Raw genomic sequence first — 19,137 nt, 5'->3', positions numbered from 1 at the left:
GTTGTTATTCGGCGGGGACGCTTTGTGCGTCGCCGCTGTCGCGTGCGGCCTCGATCAATTCTCGGCGGGCGAGGGCGTAATTGTCCTCTCCCCCGGCACGTTTGGCGCGGCGGTCGTCCAGGATGCGCTCGACAGCATCCAGACGGCCAGCGCGCAGGCCGGAATCAATGGTGATGCGCTCGAATACATCACGTTGGGCGTGGCTGCCACCCGCCAGTTGCATCCCACCCCGGGCATTTGAAAGAAAATCAAAGGCTTGGCCGTAAAGGCCCTCTCCAAAGGCCTCAAGCCCCTTGGCGGCGGCAATGCCCGGGTCGGACATGCGGATCGGCGTGTCACCCTGATTGCGCTGGGCGTCATTTTGAATACGCTGCAGCATATTTGCTGTAGCCTCCGAACGATTGTCCCCGGTCAATGCCAGCAAGTAGTGAAGATCGGCGAAGATCAAGCATCCGTCTTCGGTTCGGGCTGCGCTGAGATCGGCCAGTTCTTCCCAACGGTTGCCAACATCAACGCCCTCAAGCTCTAGCCGGGACAGCAGCGAGGTTGCATTCGAGATATCGCGATAGTCGTCGGTTTTGTCCTGGCGGATGTGATGATCGTAAAGCGCCATCACTTGATCGACTTGCCCCAAATCCAGATGCATCAGCGCCTTGTGCCACCAGACATGATAGCGGAAATTGTTGCAATGCGCCCAAGCGTCCTCGCGTCCCGCGAGCCAGTCCAGTCCCAGCTGCGCGTTGCCCGTCATCTCGTGCACGTGCGCTACAGCGTGCAATCCCCAGGCGTCGTCCGAAACCATCCACAAGGCCTGACGACCGGCGATCTCGGCTTTCTCGTAGGCGCCGGTTTCCTCCAGCGCGAACGAGTGGCATCCCAGCAAGTATCCACGTCCGGCGTGGTCGGGTTCATACGCAGGCATCACCCGTTCGATCGACCGACGCATCCCCGCCGCATCGCCCAGAACGAAGCGCGTCGCATGGCTGAGCTTCATGGCCAGAGTATCCGTTGGGTGCGCCCGCAGAATCTCTTCAAATTTCTGAACGGCCTGTGATGGAAGGTCGGCCATATACAAACCCAGCGCCTCGACATATAGCCTTTCCCGGGCTGAAACGGGCTGACGCTCCATCGCTGCATTCGCGGCACTCAGCGCTTCGGCAGCGACCGCGATCATCTCACGCCGGCCCAGCAGAACCATGAACAGCCCCTTGACCGCATGGCCCAGCGCAAAGTCCGGCTCAAGCTCCAGAACCTTGCCCAGATGTTGCGGTGTGACAGCGGCATGCGCCATGAACCCAAGGAGAACACCATCCCATGCCTCGACGCTTGCGGGCTGGTTCAGGGTGTTCATCTGTCCAAAGACGTCTTGTTTCATACTCGGGTCCAATCTGATTGCGACGTTCTACACTGTTCGATGTAACAGAGTGTGCAGCCGGGTCGTAACAGTATCGACCCTGCTCTCGAATTGGTGAAATCCCGTGTGTGAGAAACGCGAAAAAAACCGCCGATTCAAGGGCATGTTTCAGCAACTTGCCGCCTAAACGGGCAGAGTGTTTCAATCTTCGAAGGGGTTTTCCGCGTTCAGAACAGCCTGTGTGTCAGCCCCACAGACTGGTGGTGCGCTGCGATATGTTACAGGCGTGCGTGACAGGTTCAGGGGATTCCCGATCAGTTGCACCTCGCCAGGCTCAGCTTGCATCGAGATCTGCATCTGGCGGGCAGCGACCTGATCCGAGGCAAAAACCTGATCGAGCGTCCGCACCGGGCCAACAGGGACTTTCAGGTCTTCAAGCCCCGCGATAACGCTGCCTGTATCCAGCGCCTGAACTGCCGGGCGCAGGATTGTATTCAACGCGTCCCGGTTTTCAAGACGGGCCGGGTTGGTGGCGAATCTAGGATCGTCGGCAAGCTCTGGCTTTTCGATGAAGCTGCAAAATCTTTTGAACTGACTGTCATTTCCAACGGCCAGAATCACGTGCCCATCCGCCGTCTGATAGACCTCGTAAGGCACAATATTGGGATGCCCGTTGCCGCGCCGCTGAGGCACTTCGCCCGAGGTCAGATAATTCACGCCTTCATTGATCAGCCAAGCGATCTGTGCATCCACCAGCGCCAGATCGATCTGCTGACCCTCGCCAGTCATGTCGCGATGACGCAGCGCAGCCAGAATACCAACGCAGGCATACATACCACACATCACGTCAGCAATTCCGACGCCTACTTTCATCGGCGCGCCGTCGGCGTCTCCGGTCAGAGACATGATCCCGCCATATCCTTGCGCCATTAGATCATATCCGGGCTTCGATGAGTTTGGGCCTGTCTGCCCGTAGCCTGAGATTGAACAATAGACGAGGTCGGGAAACTCATTGGACAAGGTTGCGTAGTCGAGCCCGTATTTCGCCAGTCCACCGGGCTTGAAATTCTCGATCAGTATATCAGCGTGCGAGGCTAGGCGTCGGACTTCTGCCTGTCCTTCGGGTGTTGCGATATCCAATGCGACCGATTTCTTGTTGCGGTTGGAGGACATGAAATATGCGCTCAGGTCCGAGCGGTTACCATCCGCATCCTCGGCGTAAGGAGGGCCCCATTGTCGCGTATCATCACCACCGGTCGCCGGGTTTTCGATTTTGATGACGGTAGCGCCAAGGTCGCCCAACAACTGCGTACAAGTGGGTCCCGCCAGAATGCGAGACAGGTCCAGTACCTTGACGCCTTTCAGCGGTCCTTTAGATGCGGCCATCATATCCTCCACGGTCAATTTCCGCAGCAATGACAGTGAACTTGTCTGCTTTCAACGCTTGATCCAATGCAGCCCGCAAATCGTCGCGGCTACGAACTGTGTGACCATAACCGCCGAATGCGCGGCCTAAAGCCGCAAAGTCATGGCGGTCAAAATCCACTCCGCGATTGCCCATCTGGCGCTGGCGTTGTTTCAGCTCGATCAGCGCAAGGCTGGCATCGACAAAGACCAAAAAGATTGGGTTGCCACCCAATTCGGCGGCAGTCGACAGCTCTCCGGCAACCATCAGAAACCCGGCATCGCCTGAAAAGCTGATCACGGGGCGATCCGGTTCGGCCAATTTCAGACCGATCGCCATCGGAACGGCACACCCCATGGTGCAGAGCGCCGAGGACTGGATCAACCCTCGTGCCTCCGAACACTCCCACATCTGACTGAGCAGAATGCGATGCGCGCCGCTGTCGGCCGTGGCGAGGGTCTCGGGTGGTAGAACGGCACGAGTTTCTGCGATGATTGCCGCCGGTCCCCAGTCTTCATCTGACGGAAAAGCATTCGCCAGCGCCGCCTTGACCTGTTCAGGCTCACCATTCGGCCAGGTCTTGCCGGCAGGGTTGCCCTTGGCAATGGCCTCAAGCGTTGCGCCGGTGTCGGCGACCAGATTTAGCCCAGCCTGATGCATGTAATGATCGTTCACCACGGCTGATATGTCGATCACGCGCTTGGTTTCTGGTTCCCATATCTCGCGCCAGCCGGGGCGCATCTCGATAGGGTCATATCCCAAACACAGTACCAGATCAGCCTGTTCCACCAGCGGGACTAGGTGCTTATCGGCCAGCGGAGACAAACCCGCCCCGCCCAGGCAGAGTGGATGATCCTCGGGCACCACCCCCTTGGCCTTGTAGGTGGTGAGAAAGGGAATGTTGAAATGCTCTAGAAATGCTCGCACCACACAGCGCGAGTCGTCGTAAAGAACATCAAGACCGATGATCGCCAAAGGTCGCTCAGCCTCGGCCACCCAGCGGCGGGCCTTTTCCAGACATTCCGCGCCAGGCGCGACAGGAGCAACTTTTGCCAGTCGACGACGTTTAACCCCTGATACGCGCGTATCGGCCACTGAGATAGGCACATCGATGTGTACCGGGCCGGGGCGCGCTTGGTTGGCAAGCGATACCGCCTTGTCGGCGATGATATCGGCCCCGTCGGCCGTCAGCATGAAGCTGCCTTTGGTGATCGAGCGATAGACTTGCGCGTGATCCATCACCTGATGGGTGTAGGTCAACGCCTCATCCGCGTCGACACATCCGGTCAGCACGATCATCGGCACCCGATCCTGCAGGGCGTTGGCGACCACATTGATCCCGTTCATCGCTCCGGGCCCGAGTGTGGCCACGAGGATTGCAGGTGCACCATCGCGATGGTGGACCGCTTCGGCCATGAAACCTGCAGAGTTTTCGTGTTTTGCAAGGTGGAAAGCAATGCCCGCGCTTTCCAGCGCATCCACCAATGTCAGAACCTCGCCGCCGGGCATTCCGAACGCATGGCGGCATCCGGCCTCGAAAAGGCGTTGTGCCAACAAATCCGCAGCGCGGGGAGACAGGTCCTTCATTAATCAAGCTCCGACAAAGTTATCTGCCAGCAGATTGCGGAGGACGCGTCCGGACGCAAGCAGGTTCACGTCAGTGTGACTATTTGACGGCGTTTTCCGCTACGGCCTGAAACTTTGCGTCCAATTCTATGGCAATCTCGCGCAGAGCGTCTCCGCCCTCGTCTGCGTAAAGGGCAAAGACGAAGCTTGGTGTCTTGTAAGAAAGGGTTGCAGTGCCGTCCTCGTTCTCGGTCACGTAGAAACGGATGGGCGCTTCGATCATCGCATTGGTCGAGGTTTCAAGAACCCGAACTGCGTAATCGTTGTTGAATGCGCCAATCACCCGATTGCCCGGAATGGTGATACCGCGCGAGGCCGCCGCTTTGGTCGGCCCAGCTTGTGTCACAACGATCAGGCCGTTTTCCTTTACCGCGGCCTTTGTGTCTTCCACGAGGGTCTCATAGCTTTTTCCGCTGGAGTAAACCGCCCATCCAGTAAGAGGTTCGATGCCGTCGGCCCAAGCAGGCATCGCCAGCAGGCAGATTGCAGCCCAAAGCGCCCTCATGTTCTTTCCCTTCCTGTTGACTGGGGAATTGATGACAGAAAAGCGCTGAAACGGGGCTCACAATCCTGTGCGCGCGTCAGGCCGCACGTTTCTTCAGCAGATAGATATCCATGATCCAGCCGTGATCAGAGCGGGCCTGCGTGCGGGTATCCAGAATGTCTTGCGCCACATCCGCCAATGGGCCTTTGATCAGAATCTCTTCTTTCATGCCCACATATGCCCCCCACCAGATGTCATAATCGGTCATCTTCAGGCTCTGGAACGAGCATTCGCCATCCAGCATTACGGCCACTTTCGACGCCGTTTCAGGCCATCCATCATCGCGGATGCGACGGCCTGTGGTCACGACATAGGGCGCACCCAGATCATTGATCGGGATCGCATGGGCTGCAGTCAACGCCTGTAACGCTGTGATTCCCGGCATAACCTGGACTCGCGGTTGCGGGTCCAGCCGCGCTGCAATTCTTAGCGAACTGTCATACAGCGACGGATCACCCCAGATCAGCAACGCCACCTTCTGCGCGTCCGGGTAGGCTGAAATCGCCTCGTGCCAGCGCAGGGCAATTGCGTCGTGCCATTCGTCGACGCCTCGGAGATAACCGTCATCGGCCCGGCGTTTGGGAACGTCGAAATAGGCGATCCGTGCAGGTTTGTCGGTTACCTGCGTGATGATGTCTTCGCGCAAACCGGCCAGATCGGCTTTGTTCTCTCCTTTTCGCGGAATCAGGATCAGGTCCGCTGATCTGATCGCCTTCGCCCCCTGAAAGGTCAGGTGGTCGGGATTACCCGTGCCGATTCCGATCAGGATCAGTTCAAACATCTTCGAACTCTGCCAGCGGGCCATACAGGATCAGGGCCGGGGCGGTTCCAAGCTCGGATCGCAGCTTGTCGGACAGGTCTCCGATTGTGGAGCGATGCAAGGATTGCTCAGGAGTTGAAACAGATTCGGCCATCAATGCAGGCGTGTCCAACGGCAAGCCATGCGCGCTCAGGGCTTCGACCAGCGAGGGAAAAGTGCGCTTGCCCATAAATACGACCGTCGTCGCGCTAGCATCAGCCAGGGCGGGAAGGTTCAGATCGGTCGGCAATTTGCCACTTACGTCATGCCCGGTGACGAATTGAACACGACGTGCAGTCAGGCGTCGGGTCAGAGGAATACCAGCGGCAGCTGCCGCCGCGACGGCAGAGGGGATGCCGGGAATGATCTCATATTTGATGCCGGCTGCCTGCAACGCGACGAGTTCTTCCTCCAGTCGACCGAACAATCCTCCATCACCGGATTTCAGGCGTACCACCTGCTGACCGATCTGCGCATACTCCACCAACAATCGGCTGACGTGATCCTGCTTTGGCGAAGGGCGACCGGCGCGTTTGCCAACACCAACCAGATCAGCATCGTCACGCGCATGGGTCAGGATCGGGCCGCTGCTGAGATCATCAAACAGCACCGCATCGGCCTTCTGCATCCGGTCTACGGCCTTGAGCGTTAGTAGCTCCGGATCACCCGGACCGGAGCCAATGAAAGAGACAAAACCGGTCATGCCGAGGCCTCTGCAATAAGATGGAAAAATGTGCCGGTGACATTGCCACGTCGCGATCCTGTCTGAGGGCCTTCGGCCCCCTCGGCATCGAAGACTCGCGCAAGAGGAGCGTCAGGTTGTTCGATGATCGAGGAATAGTGGAACTCATGTCCGCGCAAGGCGGTACCCTTGGCAAAGCCAGGCATCGACGCCAAAAGTTCAGCCCTACGATAGCCAAGGTTGAATTTGCGCTTTTGGTATGAGGTTTGCAGACCCAACAACCCCGCCATCTGATGTGGCGCGCCTTCCTTGTCGACCAGAACTTCCCCCAATGCCATATAGCCCCCGCATTCACCATGCACGGGCCGCGTTTCCGCGTGTTTGCGCAGCCCCGTCAAGAAGGTATCTGCTGCCGCCAATGTTCCTGCGTGCAGCTCGGGATAGCCCCCCGGTAGCCAGACCAGTTCGGCGTCTGCAGTTGGCGCTTCGTTTGCCAGTGGGGAAAAGGGCAGTATTTCTGCACCGGCGCTGCGCCACCCTTCCAGCAGATGCGGGTAGGTAAATGAAAACGCTGCATCACGGGCCAGTGCGATCCGCTGCGCCGGGGGTCGCGGCAGCGCGGCTGACGATGGCCCAGCAGGGCCTGAGGAGGCCGCCCGTTTGATCGCATCCAGATCGACATGTTCACGCAGGAATGCGGCATATCCGGCGATTGCCGTTTCCAGATCCGGATGCTCAACCGCCTGGATCAGGCCTAGATGTCTTTCGGGCAGGGTCAGATCACCTCGGCGCGGAAGAACGCCCAGAACCGGCAATCCAGCCCGTTCCATGCCCAGCCGCGTCAGCCGCTCATGTCTTGGGCTGGCACAGCGGTTCAGGATCACGCCGGCAAAAGGTAGATCGGGGTTATACATCCGAAAGCCAAGCGCGGTCGCCGCCGCCGATTGCGCCTGTCCTCCGACATCCAGGACCAGAACGACCGGCCATCCCATGCGCAGCGCCGTTTCAGCGCTCGACCCATGCCCCAGCTCTCCGGGTTTGGCGACACCATCAAACAGACCCATCGAGCCCTCGGCCACTACAATATCCGCGCCCGTCGCCTGCTCAGAGATCGCGCTTAGCAGCGTCTCCCCCATCGCCCAGCTATCCAGATTGAACGAGGCACGGCCTGCCGCAGCCCGGTGAAAAGCCGGGTCGATGTAGTCCGGTCCGCTTTTGAACGGTTGTACGGTCAAGCCGTCCTCGGCCAGCGCCCGGAGCAATCCTAGCATGACTGTGGTCTTGCCTGTACCCGAAGACGGAGCGGAAATCAGTATTCCCGGTGGGTTAGTCATCACCATGGCTCCAGCTCGACCACGGACTGTCGGCGCTTTGAGGGCGATAGCGGCGGTCATATGTCTTGGAATACAGGCAGCTTTCGTCAAACCCTTCACCTGCAAGCGCCGGACCAACCATGATCAGTGCGGTGCGCGAGATGCTGTTGTCCAGCGCCTCCTTCAATGTGGCAAGCGTTGCGCGGATGATCTGTTCATCCGGCCAACTGGCACGATAAACCACAGCAACCGGGCAGTCGGCGCCATAGGCGGGCGTCAGGTCTGCGATAACGGTATCTAGATTGCCGATCGACAGATGGATCGCCAGCGTGGCCCCTGTGCGTGCGAAGTTTTCCAGCGTTTCACCGGCAGGCATCGAAGATGCGCGCCCGGGCGTCCGAGTCAGAACCACCGATTGCGCCAGTCCGGGCAAGGTAAGCTCGGTCCCGAGCGCCGCAGCCGCAGCCGCAAATGAGGGGACACCGGGCGTGACGCTCACCGGGATACCCATTTCTTTCAACCGCCTGATTTGTTCACCCATAGCCGACCAGACAGACAGGTCGCCGGAATGCAGCCGCGCTACGTCTTGCCCAGCACTATGGGCAGCTTCGATTTCGGCCATGATCTGATCCAAATCCAGCGGAGCGGTGTTCACGATCTTCGCGCCTTCGGGGCAATGGCCCAAAATCTCCTCAGGAACCAATGAACCTGCGTAGAGGCACACTGGGCAAGATGCGATGATATCGCGCCCGCGCAAGGTCAGCAGGTCGGCGGCGCCCGGTCCGGCGCCGATGAAATGAACGGTCATGTCTGTCCTCCGATGGCGACGGCGCAGGTTGCAAGCCGGTCGTCCGAGATTTGTCTGGGTGAAATCAGCCGCGCGCCATGTCCGGCGGCAGCAAGAGCGGATGCTTCGGCCACGCTGCCGGTGCCATATGTGGCGCGACTGCGGGTTGAGCAAGTAAGTGTGCGTTGTTCGGCAAGATCATTTGCCGGAATGAAATGTATCGGCAGCTCAGTTGCTTCTGCAAGCGCGGCAAGTGCGGCGTGTCCGTCCTTGTCCGCAACGGTCGCAAGGGCATCGACAGTTTTTCCTGTCGAGGCAAGCTCGAAAGCGGCACGAAGACTGGCCAGCGTAGCAGAGGATGAGAAACCTAACCCCGCGACGATCATAACGTGAGGCTCCACTGCACCACTGGGTAGGCAGATTTCCAGGCTCGCCGTGGACCAAGCGCAGCTGCTTGCGCCAGTTCGATGCGCAGCAGTTCTCCGCCGAGCTTGTCGTGCCATTCAGCTAGTAACGCTTCGCTTTCCAATGTCACCGCGTTGGCGATCAGCCGCGTGCCGGCCTGAAGATTAGCGTGTAGCCAGTTCAGCAGATCCGCTCTCAGACCTCCACCGATGAACACCACATCGGGTCGGTCAAGATCAGCCAACGACTCTGGTGCAGAACCGTGCACAACGCACAACCGATCCTGCCCTAACGTATTGGCATTGCGGCGAATGCGTTCGGCCCGATCAGCACGCGGCTCGATAGTCGTTGCAGTTAGCGTCGGATCGCACATCAGCCATTCGATGCTGATCGAACCGGTGCCACCACCGATATCCCACAGATGCTCACCCCGCTGAGGAGCAAGCGCCGACAGGGTTAGCGCGCGAATGGGGCGCTTGGTGATCTGGCCGTCGGTTTCAAAGATGTCATCGGGCTTTCCCGAGGCTTTGGGAAAGGCACGCCCAGTACCCGCGACATCAAGACCGACACAAACCGGATGTTCGAATGTACCAAGCAACGCCTCGGTCAGCGACACGCTGCGCGCGCGTTCACGGGGGCCACCGAGCGCTTCCATGACGTGCAGAGTACAATCCGCAAAATCGGTTTTGCCCAGATAGGTCGCAAGCTCGGCTACGGCTTTGCCGTCGCGCAGCAAGAGAATCGCGCGCAGGCCGGGTGCCAAGTGAGGGCGAAGGCGCGTCAGAGGCGCGGCATGTAGCCCGAAGGTCAACGTGTTTTCAAGCGGCCAACCAAGCCGCGCAGCAGCAAGCGAAAAGGTCGACTGGCCGGGTAGGGCAATCCATTCGTTCGCATCGAAATTACGCGCGATAACGGACCCGGCCCCGAACCAGAACGGATCACCCGAGGCCAGCACAACGGTTTGCCGATCGCGCAATGCGGTCAGAATTGGCAGGCCATCGGCAAATGGGACCGGCCATTCAATCCGTTCCGCCGCGCTGTCTGGGATCAACGACAGGTGGCGTGTCGGACCCATGACAATCTCAGCGCGGTCCAGCACTTGACGGCTTGCAGGGGACAGGCCATCCAGTCCATCTTCGCCCAAACCCAGAACGGTCAACCACGGAGTTTCAGACATGCCCAACCTCCTGATTCTTGGTGGCACGACCGAGGCGAATGCTCTGGCAAAATCGGTTGCCGATCAAGGCATTCCCGCTACCTATTCCTACGCCGGACGTGTCGATAACCCGCGCTCGCAACCCGTGCCGATGCGCGTGGGTGGGTTTGGCGGTGCAGCGGGACTGGCGCGGTACATTCACGAGCACGGCGTCAGCCATGTTGTCGATGCGACTCATCCCTTTGCAGCGCAGATGAGCCGGAATGCTGTGGATGCCTGTGCGAGGGCTGCAACGCCCTTGGCCGCTCTGACCCGGCCTGCCTGGGTCGCGCAAGACGGAGATAACTGGCAGCACGTACCGGATATTGAAGCTGCGGTTGAAGCTCTGGCCGGTCCAGCCCGCCGCGTCTTCCTGGCAGTTGGCCGCATGCATCTTCATGATTTCGCCGCTCAGCCTCAGCATCACTACCTTTTGCGGCTGGTGGACGAACCAGAAACTGTGCCGCTGCCCAACAGCAAGGTGATTGTTTCGCGGGGGCCGTTCTCTGTTGAAGATGATCGGAAGCTGATGGAGGGCCACCAAACGCAATTGATTGTGTCCAAGAATGCGGGTGGCACCGGCGCGCGGGCCAAACTGGATGCCGCAAGGGCGCTGGGCTTGCCGGTTCTGATGATAGACCGTCCGACCCTGCCGAAGCGGACCGAGTTGGCAAATGTCACGCAGGTCTTGGACTGGCTGGCGCATACTTAATCCTTGGCCAGCGTGAATCTCGGGGTGTAGACGATCGGGGCGCTGTTGCGCTCAACTATGCGGGTCAGGGACGAGCCGACGATGACGACAGTCTGCATGTCCGCCATATCTGCCGTGGCTTCTTCCAGAGTTGAAATCCGCAAAGCCTCATCCTCGCGGGATACAGCGCGTGCGAACAGGATTAGGCGTTCCGGCTCACATTCCTCCCGCAGGATTTCCAGCGTTTTTTCAAACCCTTCCGGTCGAGACTTCGAGCGAGGGTTATAGAACGCCATGGCGAAATCGCCCTGCGCGGCAAGTCGCAGGCGCTTTTCGATCAGTGGCCATGGCTTCAGGTTGTCGCTCAGGTTGATGGCGCAGAAATCATGCCCTAACGGTGCCCCGGCACGGGCCGAAGCCGCCAGCATCGCAGTGATCCCTGGCAACACTTCGATCTGTATGTCGCGCCAGTCATTCGGCCCGTTTTCAAGCGCTTCAAACACCGCTGCGGCCATCGCAAATACGCCGGGATCCCCTGACGAGACTACAACGACGCGTTTACCGTCGGCCGCCAATTGCAAAGCGTGCTGAGAGCGGTCGATCTCGACCCGATTATCGCTGGCGTGCAGGGTCAACCCCTCACGCTCCGCCACCCGAGCAACATAAGGGATGTAGCCAACCACGTCCGTCGCTTCTGCCAGCGCGGCAGTGACTTCGGGGGTGACCAGTGCTTCGTTTCCAGGCCCAAGGCCAGCGATCTTGACCCAACCGCTCATGGTCGGCGTCCCTGTCCATGAACCAGAATGATTGAGAAATAGGGCGTGATTCCTTCGCAATTATCAGACAGTCTGCAGACCCGTTGGTTCGGCATCTGAGCGTATTCGACGATCCACGCGCGATCATAAAGCCCGGCCTGTCTCAGCGCGCGCTTTACCTTGTCGAAGTTCCGCCCGATCTTCATGACAACCAGCGCGTCGGTCCGGGACATGCGTTCAGTCAGCGTATCCTCGGGCAAGGTTCCAACAAGAACCGTGAGGACATCGTCGCCCCAAGTTATCGGGTCACCGGTTGCGGTCCAAGCGCCGGACATGCCAGTTATGGCAGGTACGACTTCGACTTCAGATATGTCTCGTAATCGATTGTAAAGGTGCATAAATGATCCATAGAAGAACGGATCGCCTTCGCACAGGACCACTACATCCTCACCATTTTCGGTAAGCGATTTCAGATGTGCGGCACAGTCTTCGTAAAACACCGAAAGGAGTTCATTATACCTTGGATCCGTCACCGGGATTTCGGTTGTTACCGGGTACTCCATTGGAAACTCGATGGCGTCGCCGGGGATCATTCCATTGACGATCTTGCGGGCCTGACCTGTGCGGCCAGGTTTGCGAAAAAACGCCACATGGCGGGCATTGCGCAGCAGGCGGTCCGCACGGACACTCATCAGGTCCGGATCGCCGGGGCCAAGGCCTACGCCGTATATCTTTCCCCCGCTCATTCCGCGCGGCTCGCGATGGCGTTGATTGCGGCTACGGTGATCGCACTGCCTCCCAAACGGCCTTTGACGATGCAGGAGGGTACGGGCTGCGCCTCCCACAAGGCATCCTTGGACTCGACCGCTCCGACGAAGCCCACCGGGCAGCCGATAATGGCAGCGGGGCGTGGGCAGTCGGGATCCTCCAACATGTTCAGCAGGTGGAAAAGCGCGGTAGGGGCGTTACCGATCGCGACCAGTGCTCCTTCCAGATGCGGACGCCACAGCTCTAGCGCGGCGGCAGAGCGCGTGTTGCTCATTTCAGCAGCCAGAGGGCGAACACGCTCGTCATGCAGGGTGCAGATCACTTCGTTGTCAGCGGGCAGGCGAAAGCGGGTGACGCCTTCGCTGACCATGCGGGCATCACACAGGATCGGCGCGCCATTTTCCAGCGCGGAACGCGCTGCCGAGACAAAACCGTCCGAGAAATGGACGAACTCTTCCAGCCCGACCATCCCTGCGGCGTGGATCATCCGAACGGCGACCTGTTCTTCATCGGCATCGAACCGGGCCAGATCAGCCTCGGATCGGATGGTGGCAAAGCTCTGCTTGTAGATCGCCGCGCCGTCGGTTTCGTATTCATAGGGCATCAGGTGAAGTCCATGGTCATGAGTGTTTCTTCGGTCAGGCCGCGTTGGCAGGGCTCATCCCCCGCGCGGCCTTGTTTGACAAGGTCAAATCGTCCGGAATTGCCAACCAAAGTGACATCGGCCGGACCCATTCGGGCGCATCCCTTGGCGCAGCCCGATACATGCAGGCTGCCTGCAACGCGCGCGGCCAGGGCGCGCGCCACACCGCGGGTTTCGACCTGCGCCTGCGGGCAGTATGGCGCGCCGGGGCAGGCGTCGGTTGTTCTCAGCGGGTCGGTGCCATCTGTGACAAAGTCAAGGGCGGGTATCGCCGCCCCGCCTTCCAACAGGAACAGCCGCCATGGTGTGACCCGCAGGGCAGTGGCGTTGCTGTTTTCGATCAGCAAATGGAGTTGCCGCGCCGGTAGCTGCCCAAAGGCAGCGCCATAGAGTGTCCCCTGCACGCGGGCTCCCGGCTGAAGAGGCACACCAATGGGGCCGGGCGCGCTGCCTTGCCACTCGCTGGGTAAACCATATGTGGCAACGGTCCGCGCCATGCGGCGGGTCTCGGTTGTGTGGGTTTGCGCAAACCACTTCGCCAACGCAATCACTTGGTCGATGGCTTGAGCTTCCGACACCGCTCGCCCGGTTTCGGCCCCGTCCGCGCGCAGGATCAGGCTGCCTGAACCGAGTTCAAGCCGGATATCAGCCGAGTCATCGGCCAATAAACGCGCGGGACCTGTGTCGATGGCAAAGCCGAACTTGGCAGGTAGATCCGGAAGCTCGGCCAGACGCTGGATCAATTCCTGTGTCAGCCGAGCGGTCAGATCACCGGCTTCATAGAGTGGCGAGACCAGAATGTTGCGGCGAATTTCGATTCCGGGTTCGGCGTCCAGCAGGTTCAGCGAGGAAAGCGCGGCCAACAAGGATTGATGGTCGGTTTCCTTTACTCCACGCAGCTGAAGGTTGGCGCGGTTGGTAAGGTCGATCGTGCCATTGCCGAACCGTTCCGCCAATTCGCACAGCCCTATCGCCTGTTGGGCATCCAGGCGCGCCAGCCGAGGGCGCACACGCACGACCAGCCCATCACCGGACATCATCGGGCGATGGGCACCGGGGCACCAGCCCTGCACGATGGGCGCACTCATCCCAACCCCTCCAGGTCGGCGCGGATCGAGTTCCGGCGGGTATGCCATAGCCCTGCCTCCAGCAGTGCCCGGAACCGATCCTGCATGGCCTGATGTGCTTGCGGGTTTGCCTGTTGCAGGAAGGCGTCGACCTCTTCATTGCCCAGCGTGGCGTCGTGGTACAGATCGAACAGATGCGGTGCGACTGTGCCGGACAGATGCGCGAAAGATGCCATATGATCCAGCGTCGCCGCGATTTCAGCGGCGCCCCGGAACCCGTGCCGCTGCATTCCGGCAATCCAGCCCGGGTTGGCGGCGCGGGCATAGACGACGCGGCTGATTTCCTCGGGCAGGGTGCGGGCGCGCGGGTTGTCCGGGTTGGTATTGTCCAGATGATAGAGCTGTGCGGTACCGCCGGTGATTTTCTTGGCGGCGGCAAATCCGGCCTCGTGCGTTGCATAATCATTGGCCAGCAGCAAGTCCGTCTCGGTCAGGTCCTGTAGGTGCACAAAGCTGTCGGCGTTGGCGACGCGTTGCGAGATACCGTCCTTATCCTGCGCGATGTGTTCACCTTCCAAAGCGAAGGAACTGGCGTCCAGCCAAGCCTCACCCGCCTGCACGCGTGCCTCATCCGTATAGGTTTCGGACAGATGAGTCATGTTCAGACCATAGCTGCCGGGGGCTGGCCCATAGACCCGCGCCGCAGGCTCCTGACCGGCGTAAGGATTCCAGTCGGGTGCTTCATCTCGTTTGGTCAATGCGCGAACAGCCTGACCGTACAGCGCGGAAAGCGTCGGGAACACGTCCCGGAAAAGACCTGAGACGCGCAATGTTACGTCCAGTCGCGGGCGGCTGAGATCGGTGATCGGCAACACTTCGATGCCCGAGACCCGCTCAGACCCTTTATCCCAAACCGGCTTCACCCCCAGCAGGTGCAGCGCCAGGGCGAATTCCTCGCCCGCTGTGCGCATAGTGGCCGAACCCCATAGATCGACGATCAAGCCCTTGGGGTAGTCGCCTTCTTCTTGCAGGTGCCGCCGAACCAGTTCCTCAGCGAGCTTGACGCCTTGTGTATAGGCCGCGCGCGTGGGAACCGAGCGCGGGTCGGTCGTGAAAAGATTCCGCCCGGTCGGCAATACATCCGTACGTCCGCGATAGGGGGATCCGGACGGCCCGGCCTCGATCCGTTTGCCCGCTAAAGCGTCAATCAGGGCAGAGCGTTCAGCTTGGGCTGAGGGGGCAGCGTCGAAATTACCCGTCTCATCGGGGACGCGCCCAAAGATATGCAGCCCATCACCGAACTGGCTTTCCTTGATGTCGCAGACAAATCGGTCAATGCGCGTGATCGCCTCGGCGGTACAGGTGGCCTGATCGAGGCCAAGATCGCTTTCCAGCCCGATCGCCTGCGCCTCGTCCCGGATATCTTCCTGCAGGCGGTCACGGCGTTTGGGGTCGAGGCCATCCGCATTCGAGAACTCGTCCAACAGCGATTCCAGTCGCACCATGCGATCTGGTGTGCCGCTTTCCTTCATCGGGGGGGGGATATGGCCCAACGTGACCGCCCCGATCCGACGCTTGGCCTGCGCGGCCTCGCCGGGGTCGTTGACAATGAAGGGGTAGATCACCGGCAGATCGCCGATTAACGCCTCGGGCCAACATTCGTTGCACAAGGCGACTGATTTTCCCGGCAACCATTCCAGCGTGCCATGTGCGCCGATATGGATCAGCGTATCCGCGCCCAATCCTTTGCGCAGCCACAAGTAAAAGGCGACGTAGGCGTGGCGCGGTGTGCGCGACAGATCGTGATAGTCGTCATCGCGCAGTTCGGGTGTGCCGCGTTCGGGCTGCAGCGCGATCAGAGCCTTTCCGCGACGCAGCGCAGTGAAGTGGAATGCGCCGTTTGTGAAAGCAGGGTCGTCTTCGGGAGTGCCCCAAACCTTATTGAGATCGGCGCGGAGTGTTTCCGGCAGCGCCGCCAGCGCCGCCTGATAATCCTCTAGCGGCCATGAAATCCGGGCATCAAGAAGAGTTTCAGCAATTGGCTCGGCAGGCGCGGTGTCATACCCTTCGCCTTGCAGATCGAGCAACATTGCCTCAGCCGAGGCCAGCGTATCCAGACCCACTGCATGTGCCATCTGCCAGTCTTTGCCGGGATAGGTCGATAGTACCAGCACCGGAACCTGCTCCGCTCTGGGTTTGTCGTGAAGGTTCAGCCAGCCGGAGATGCGGTTGATGATGGCTTCGATCCGTTCGGGTTCAGCCCGATGAGCGAAGCGAGAATATTCGAGATGCGGGTCGCGTTTGCCCGGCTCTTTGAAGGATACGATGCCCGCGTTGATCCGCCCGTCCACTTCCGGAAGGACCACATGCATGGCAAGATCAGCTGGTGAAAGGCCACGTTCCGCTTCGGCCCACGCTTTGCGGCGTGAGGTGGCCAGCGCCACCTGAAAGACCGGCACCTCTGCCACATCGAGAGGTGAGGTGCCTGATGCGCCCTTGCCAGAGAATGAGGTGGCGTTGACGATCGCCGAAGGCTTCAGCGCCACAATAGTCTCGCGCAGCCAATCGGCGGCATTTGGTGCTTTGAGCGACGGGGCAAACAGGCCGACGGCCTCAAAACCCCGCGCCCGCAAGCTGCGGATCAACGCCGCGATTGGGGCGGTATCTGCCGAGGTCAGGTATGCGCGATAAAAGGTCACGATGATACGTTTCGTATCACCTGACAGAGCGTTTTCTGCCGGGATCACACCGCGATCCGGGCACCAGGCGCCGCATTCGGGGATGGTCTTCGCGCCCATGACCGGACCTGCATACAACCCCGCAGCCAGTGCCATCTGCGCCAGAGCGGCCTGCGCTGCGACCTCTCCGCCGGTGTCGCACAGATGCGCCAGCCGCCGCAGGGTCGAGACAGGCAGGGTAGAGTAATCATCCAGCCGCGTATCCTCGCGACCGTCTGCGGGCAGCACGGCCAGTGCAATCCCTTTGGCCTGCGCCAGCGCCAGAACCTGCTGCAAGCCGTACGCCCAATAGGGCACTCCACCGATCAGACGGATCAGGATGCCCTTTGCGCCCTCCAGTGTCTGCTCGACATAGGTGTCGACTGAGAGGGGATGCTTCAGCGCCGTCAGATTGGCCAGCCGCATCGTTGGCATGCGTCCTTCAGGCCCACCTCCACGATGCCATCCCGCCGCGAAAGCGCCAAGGTCACTGTCGGAAAAGGACAGCACCACCAAATCCGCCGGGCTCTGGCCCAGATCGGTCGGGGTCTCGGTTTCTTCGAGCCCATGGCTTTCGCGGAAGACGACGTGCATAGGTCTTACTCGGCAGCCTCGGTTACACCCACGAGGATATCCCGGATCTCGGCCTCTTTGATATCGTCATGCTCGGCAATGACCACAAGGCGCGAGCGACGGTCTTCGCCGGGCTCCCACGGGCGGTCATATTGGTGACGCACGCGCGCACCGACGGCCTGAACCAGTAGGCGCATGGGCTTGCCCTGAACGGCGGCATAGCCTTTGACGCGCAGGATATTCAACTCGTTGGCCAATCGTTCAATCTTGGCGACCAGATCAATCGGATCGGTTTGCTCTGGCAGTTCAACGATGATGCTTTCGAAATCGTCATGCTCGTGATCGTGATGGCCGTCGTGATGGCTGGGACGCGCGTCCATGTCATCCTCGGCCGCGGCTTCTAGACCCAGCACGACGCGGACGTCCACGGCACCCTCAGCCACTTCGACTACGGGCAGGGGGCGGGGCGCTTCGGCGGCGATGATCTCTTTCGTTTTCGCAACGCCTTCCGGGCCAGCCAGATCAGGCTTGGTCAGCAGAATGATGTCGGCGCAGGAAATCTGATCCTCGAACACCTCGGACAAGGGAGTTTCATGATCAATCGAGTCATCTGCCATGCGTTGCGCATCCACCGCCTCGACATTCGGAGCGAACCGACCAGCGGCCACGGCCTCGGCGTCGGCCAGAGCAATCACGCCATCGACGGTTATTTTCGAGCGGATATCGGGCCAGTCGAACGCCTTCAACAACGGTTTAGGCAGGGCAAGACCGGAGGTTTCGATCAGGATGTGATCGGGGCGCGGCTCTAGTGCCATCAGGGCTTCAATGGTCGGGATGAAATCATCGGCCACGGTGCAGCAGATGCAACCATTGGCCAGTTCCATGATGTTTTCCGCGGGGCAATCAGGAATGGCGCAGGACTTCAGGATATCGCCATCGACGCCGACATCGCCGAATTCGTTGACGACCACCGCCAGACGCTTGCCCTGCGGGTTCTGCATCAGATGGCGCACCAGTGTGGTTTTGCCCGAGCCCAAAAAGCCGGTGATCACAGTGACGGGGAGTTTTTCGAGATTGCTCATTTCAGGGCTCCAATCGGGGGAATGCGGGCCGCACAGTTTTTGCGGAAATGTTCGGGACGTTCGCGCCATTTGACCAAACCGTCCTCGGTGGCGAGGTATTTGGCTGCGCCTTCGACGATGGTTTCGACATGGTCGATCTCGTTCAGATGCTCATACACGAAAGTCCAGCGATCCGGTCCTCCGCGTAGCACGATCGAGCAGCCTTCATCGCAATTCGACAGGCATTCCACAGCTTTCAAGGTAATGCCTTCGGGCAGGCCCGCCTGTTCAAGCGCCTTGTGCAGCAACGTGCCGGGGCGCTGGGCGTCATCCTCGACAGGCAGCCCGCGACGGCAGGTAGTGCAAACCAGCAGTTCGACCGGTGCGGTCTCGGTCATGTCTCTCATCCCCCCAAATCCTCTTCGTGGGGGACGGGGTTTCATGCGGGCCGATCACAGCCCCACACCGGAACACCCCGTCCGGTTTCATCTTCGGGCGTTGGCAGGTCTCCCGGCTTGCGGATGTCAGAGGAGGCCTCTGTCGGATGTCCCGCCTTCCCGGCCATACTGCCAGTGGCTTTGGGCACCCTCTCCGGTCACGGTCGCGGGGGCGGCTGCGTTTGACGGCAAAAACCGCTGACGCATTCCCTTTTCATCTGCTCTCGCAGACACCAACGAAAGGGACATGCGGCAGGGCAGGGTTGCTTGTCAAGCGAGTCGCGCCGATCCGTGAAAAAGCGGATAAAAAGCGAC

The 19,137-nt window shown here is 60.1% G+C and carries 18 protein-coding genes and 1 riboswitch; of the genes, 1 reads left to right on the top strand and 17 read right to left on the bottom strand.

Annotated features, from left to right (window positions below; all coding sequences use genetic code 11):
- Positions 1-4 precede the first annotated feature (4 nt).
- The 10 genes from ACR0EN_RS10090 to cbiE all read right to left on the bottom strand — a co-directional run bounded on the left by ACR0EN_RS10090 (position 5) and on the right by cbiE (position 10,092).
- Positions 5-1,375: a tetratricopeptide repeat protein gene (locus ACR0EN_RS10090; RefSeq protein WP_170512182.1), complete on the bottom strand. Its 1,371-nt coding sequence runs from the start codon at positions 1,373-1,375 to the stop codon at positions 5-7.
- Positions 1,376-1,555: 180 nt separating this feature from the next.
- On the bottom strand, positions 1,556-2,740 hold the full coding sequence (locus ACR0EN_RS10085) for a CaiB/BaiF CoA transferase family protein (RefSeq protein WP_480586536.1): 1,185 nt from the start codon (positions 2,738-2,740) through the stop codon (positions 1,556-1,558).
- Entirely contained in the window at positions 2,727-4,346 is a 1,620-nt protein-coding gene (locus ACR0EN_RS10080) for a thiamine pyrophosphate-binding protein (protein WP_170818716.1), read from the bottom strand. Before ACR0EN_RS10080 ends, ACR0EN_RS10085 begins: the two co-directional genes overlap by 14 nt.
- 79 nt (positions 4,347-4,425) lie before the next feature.
- Positions 4,426-4,890 (bottom strand): DUF302 domain-containing protein, encoded by a 465-nt coding sequence (locus ACR0EN_RS10075; protein WP_480586532.1) that lies wholly within the window; start codon positions 4,888-4,890, stop codon positions 4,426-4,428.
- A gap of 76 nt (positions 4,891-4,966) precedes the next feature.
- Positions 4,967-5,710, bottom strand: a complete 744-nt coding sequence (gene cobF / locus ACR0EN_RS10070) for a precorrin-6A synthase (deacetylating) (protein ID WP_480586528.1) — start codon at positions 5,708-5,710, stop codon at positions 4,967-4,969.
- Positions 5,703-6,431, bottom strand: a complete 729-nt coding sequence (cobA, locus tag ACR0EN_RS10065) for a uroporphyrinogen-III C-methyltransferase (protein ID WP_480586525.1) — start codon at positions 6,429-6,431, stop codon at positions 5,703-5,705. Before cobA ends, cobF begins: the two co-directional genes overlap by 8 nt.
- On the bottom strand, positions 6,428-7,750 hold the full coding sequence (locus tag ACR0EN_RS10060) for a cobyrinic acid a,c-diamide synthase CobB (protein WP_480586523.1): 1,323 nt from the start codon (positions 7,748-7,750) through the stop codon (positions 6,428-6,430). Before ACR0EN_RS10060 ends, cobA begins: the two co-directional genes overlap by 4 nt.
- A complete protein-coding gene (gene cobM, locus ACR0EN_RS10055) occupies positions 7,737-8,531 on the bottom strand; it encodes a precorrin-4 C(11)-methyltransferase (RefSeq protein WP_480586520.1) in 795 nt (264 codons plus the stop codon). The genes ACR0EN_RS10060 and cobM overlap by 14 nt, the downstream gene beginning before the upstream one ends.
- Positions 8,528-8,896, bottom strand: coding sequence for a cobalamin biosynthesis protein (locus tag ACR0EN_RS10050; protein ID WP_170401248.1), 369 nt, complete (start codon positions 8,894-8,896; stop codon positions 8,528-8,530). The genes cobM and ACR0EN_RS10050 overlap by 4 nt, the downstream gene beginning before the upstream one ends.
- Entirely contained in the window at positions 8,893-10,092 is a 1,200-nt protein-coding gene (gene cbiE, locus ACR0EN_RS10045) for a precorrin-6y C5,15-methyltransferase (decarboxylating) subunit CbiE (protein WP_480586518.1), read from the bottom strand. Before cbiE ends, ACR0EN_RS10050 begins: the two co-directional genes overlap by 4 nt.
- Between cbiE and ACR0EN_RS10040 the strand changes: the two genes are divergently transcribed.
- Positions 10,091-10,822: a cobalt-precorrin-6A reductase gene (locus ACR0EN_RS10040; RefSeq protein ID WP_170609344.1), complete on the top strand. Its 732-nt coding sequence runs from the start codon at positions 10,091-10,093 to the stop codon at positions 10,820-10,822. The two genes, cbiE and ACR0EN_RS10040, sit on opposite strands and share 2 nt — an antisense overlap.
- Here the strand turns inward: ACR0EN_RS10040 and cobJ are convergent.
- From cobJ to ACR0EN_RS10005, 7 genes are read right to left on the bottom strand one after another with little or no spacing between them, the layout of a single operon-like run.
- Positions 10,819-11,577: a precorrin-3B C(17)-methyltransferase gene (gene cobJ / locus ACR0EN_RS10035; RefSeq protein ID WP_170818709.1), complete on the bottom strand. Its 759-nt coding sequence runs from the start codon at positions 11,575-11,577 to the stop codon at positions 10,819-10,821. The genes ACR0EN_RS10040 and cobJ overlap by 4 nt on opposite strands.
- Entirely contained in the window at positions 11,574-12,302 is a 729-nt protein-coding gene (locus tag ACR0EN_RS10030; RefSeq protein WP_170818708.1) for a precorrin-2 C(20)-methyltransferase, read from the bottom strand. Before ACR0EN_RS10030 ends, cobJ begins: the two co-directional genes overlap by 4 nt.
- The gene (locus ACR0EN_RS10025; RefSeq protein WP_170420943.1) at positions 12,299-12,928 is read right to left on the bottom strand and encodes a precorrin-8X methylmutase; all 630 of its coding nucleotides are present in this window, start codon (positions 12,926-12,928) and stop codon (positions 12,299-12,301) included. The genes ACR0EN_RS10030 and ACR0EN_RS10025 overlap by 4 nt, the downstream gene beginning before the upstream one ends.
- Positions 12,928-14,055, bottom strand: coding sequence for a precorrin-3B synthase (gene cobG / locus ACR0EN_RS10020; RefSeq protein WP_480586513.1), 1,128 nt, complete (start codon positions 14,053-14,055; stop codon positions 12,928-12,930). The genes ACR0EN_RS10025 and cobG overlap by 1 nt, the downstream gene beginning before the upstream one ends.
- Positions 14,052-17,345, bottom strand: a complete 3,294-nt coding sequence (gene cobN / locus ACR0EN_RS10015) for a cobaltochelatase subunit CobN (RefSeq protein ID WP_480586510.1) — start codon at positions 17,343-17,345, stop codon at positions 14,052-14,054. Before cobN ends, cobG begins: the two co-directional genes overlap by 4 nt.
- Positions 17,346-17,350: 5 nt before the next feature.
- Entirely contained in the window at positions 17,351-18,406 is a 1,056-nt protein-coding gene (gene cobW, locus ACR0EN_RS10010) for a cobalamin biosynthesis protein CobW (protein WP_480586507.1), read from the bottom strand.
- Positions 18,403-18,783, bottom strand: a complete 381-nt coding sequence (locus ACR0EN_RS10005; protein WP_170391837.1) for a DUF1636 family protein — start codon at positions 18,781-18,783, stop codon at positions 18,403-18,405. Before ACR0EN_RS10005 ends, cobW begins: the two co-directional genes overlap by 4 nt.
- Before the next feature lie 85 nt (positions 18,784-18,868).
- Positions 18,869-19,075, bottom strand: a riboswitch (cobalamin riboswitch).
- Between the last annotated feature and the right edge of the window lie 62 nt (positions 19,076-19,137).

The sequence above is a fragment of the Ruegeria sp. AB7 genome (assembly GCF_056542625.1).
This window is presented reverse-complemented; position numbering and strand designations above follow the sequence as displayed.

Excerpts from the sequence above, each read along its gene's own strand:
- ACR0EN_RS10090 (WP_170512182.1), bottom strand. The coding sequence starts at position 1,375 with ATGAAACAAGACGTCTTTGGACAGATGAACACCCTGAACCAGCCCGCA.
- ACR0EN_RS10085 (WP_480586536.1), bottom strand. The coding sequence starts at position 2,740 with ATGGCCGCATCTAAAGGACCGCTGAAAGGCGTCAAGGTACTGGACCTG.
- ACR0EN_RS10080 (WP_170818716.1), bottom strand. The coding sequence starts at position 4,346 with ATGAAGGACCTGTCTCCCCGCGCTGCGGATTTGTTGGCACAACGCCTT.
- ACR0EN_RS10075 (WP_480586532.1), bottom strand. The coding sequence starts at position 4,890 with ATGAGGGCGCTTTGGGCTGCAATCTGCCTGCTGGCGATGCCTGCTTGG.
- cobF (WP_480586528.1), bottom strand. The coding sequence starts at position 5,710 with ATGTTTGAACTGATCCTGATCGGAATCGGCACGGGTAATCCCGACCAC.
- cobA (WP_480586525.1), bottom strand. The coding sequence starts at position 6,431 with ATGACCGGTTTTGTCTCTTTCATTGGCTCCGGTCCGGGTGATCCGGAG.
- ACR0EN_RS10060 (WP_480586523.1), bottom strand. The coding sequence starts at position 7,750 with ATGGTGATGACTAACCCACCGGGAATACTGATTTCCGCTCCGTCTTCG.
- cobM (WP_480586520.1), bottom strand. The coding sequence starts at position 8,531 with ATGACCGTTCATTTCATCGGCGCCGGACCGGGCGCCGCCGACCTGCTG.
- ACR0EN_RS10050 (WP_170401248.1), bottom strand. The coding sequence starts at position 8,896 with ATGATCGTCGCGGGGTTAGGTTTCTCATCCTCTGCTACGCTGGCCAGT.
- ACR0EN_RS10040 (WP_170609344.1), top strand. The coding sequence starts at position 10,091 with ATGCCCAACCTCCTGATTCTTGGTGGCACGACCGAGGCGAATGCTCTG.
- cbiE (WP_480586518.1), bottom strand. The coding sequence starts at position 10,092 with ATGTCTGAAACTCCGTGGTTGACCGTTCTGGGTTTGGGCGAAGATGGA.
- cobJ (WP_170818709.1), bottom strand. The coding sequence starts at position 11,577 with ATGAGCGGTTGGGTCAAGATCGCTGGCCTTGGGCCTGGAAACGAAGCA.
- ACR0EN_RS10030 (WP_170818708.1), bottom strand. The coding sequence starts at position 12,302 with ATGAGCGGGGGAAAGATATACGGCGTAGGCCTTGGCCCCGGCGATCCG.
- ACR0EN_RS10025 (WP_170420943.1), bottom strand. The coding sequence starts at position 12,928 with ATGCCCTATGAATACGAAACCGACGGCGCGGCGATCTACAAGCAGAGC.
- cobG (WP_480586513.1), bottom strand. The coding sequence starts at position 14,055 with ATGAGTGCGCCCATCGTGCAGGGCTGGTGCCCCGGTGCCCATCGCCCG.
- cobN (WP_480586510.1), bottom strand. The coding sequence starts at position 17,345 with ATGCACGTCGTCTTCCGCGAAAGCCATGGGCTCGAAGAAACCGAGACC.
- cobW (WP_480586507.1), bottom strand. The coding sequence starts at position 18,406 with ATGAGCAATCTCGAAAAACTCCCCGTCACTGTGATCACCGGCTTTTTG.
- ACR0EN_RS10005 (WP_170391837.1), bottom strand. The coding sequence starts at position 18,783 with ATGACCGAGACCGCACCGGTCGAACTGCTGGTTTGCACTACCTGCCGT.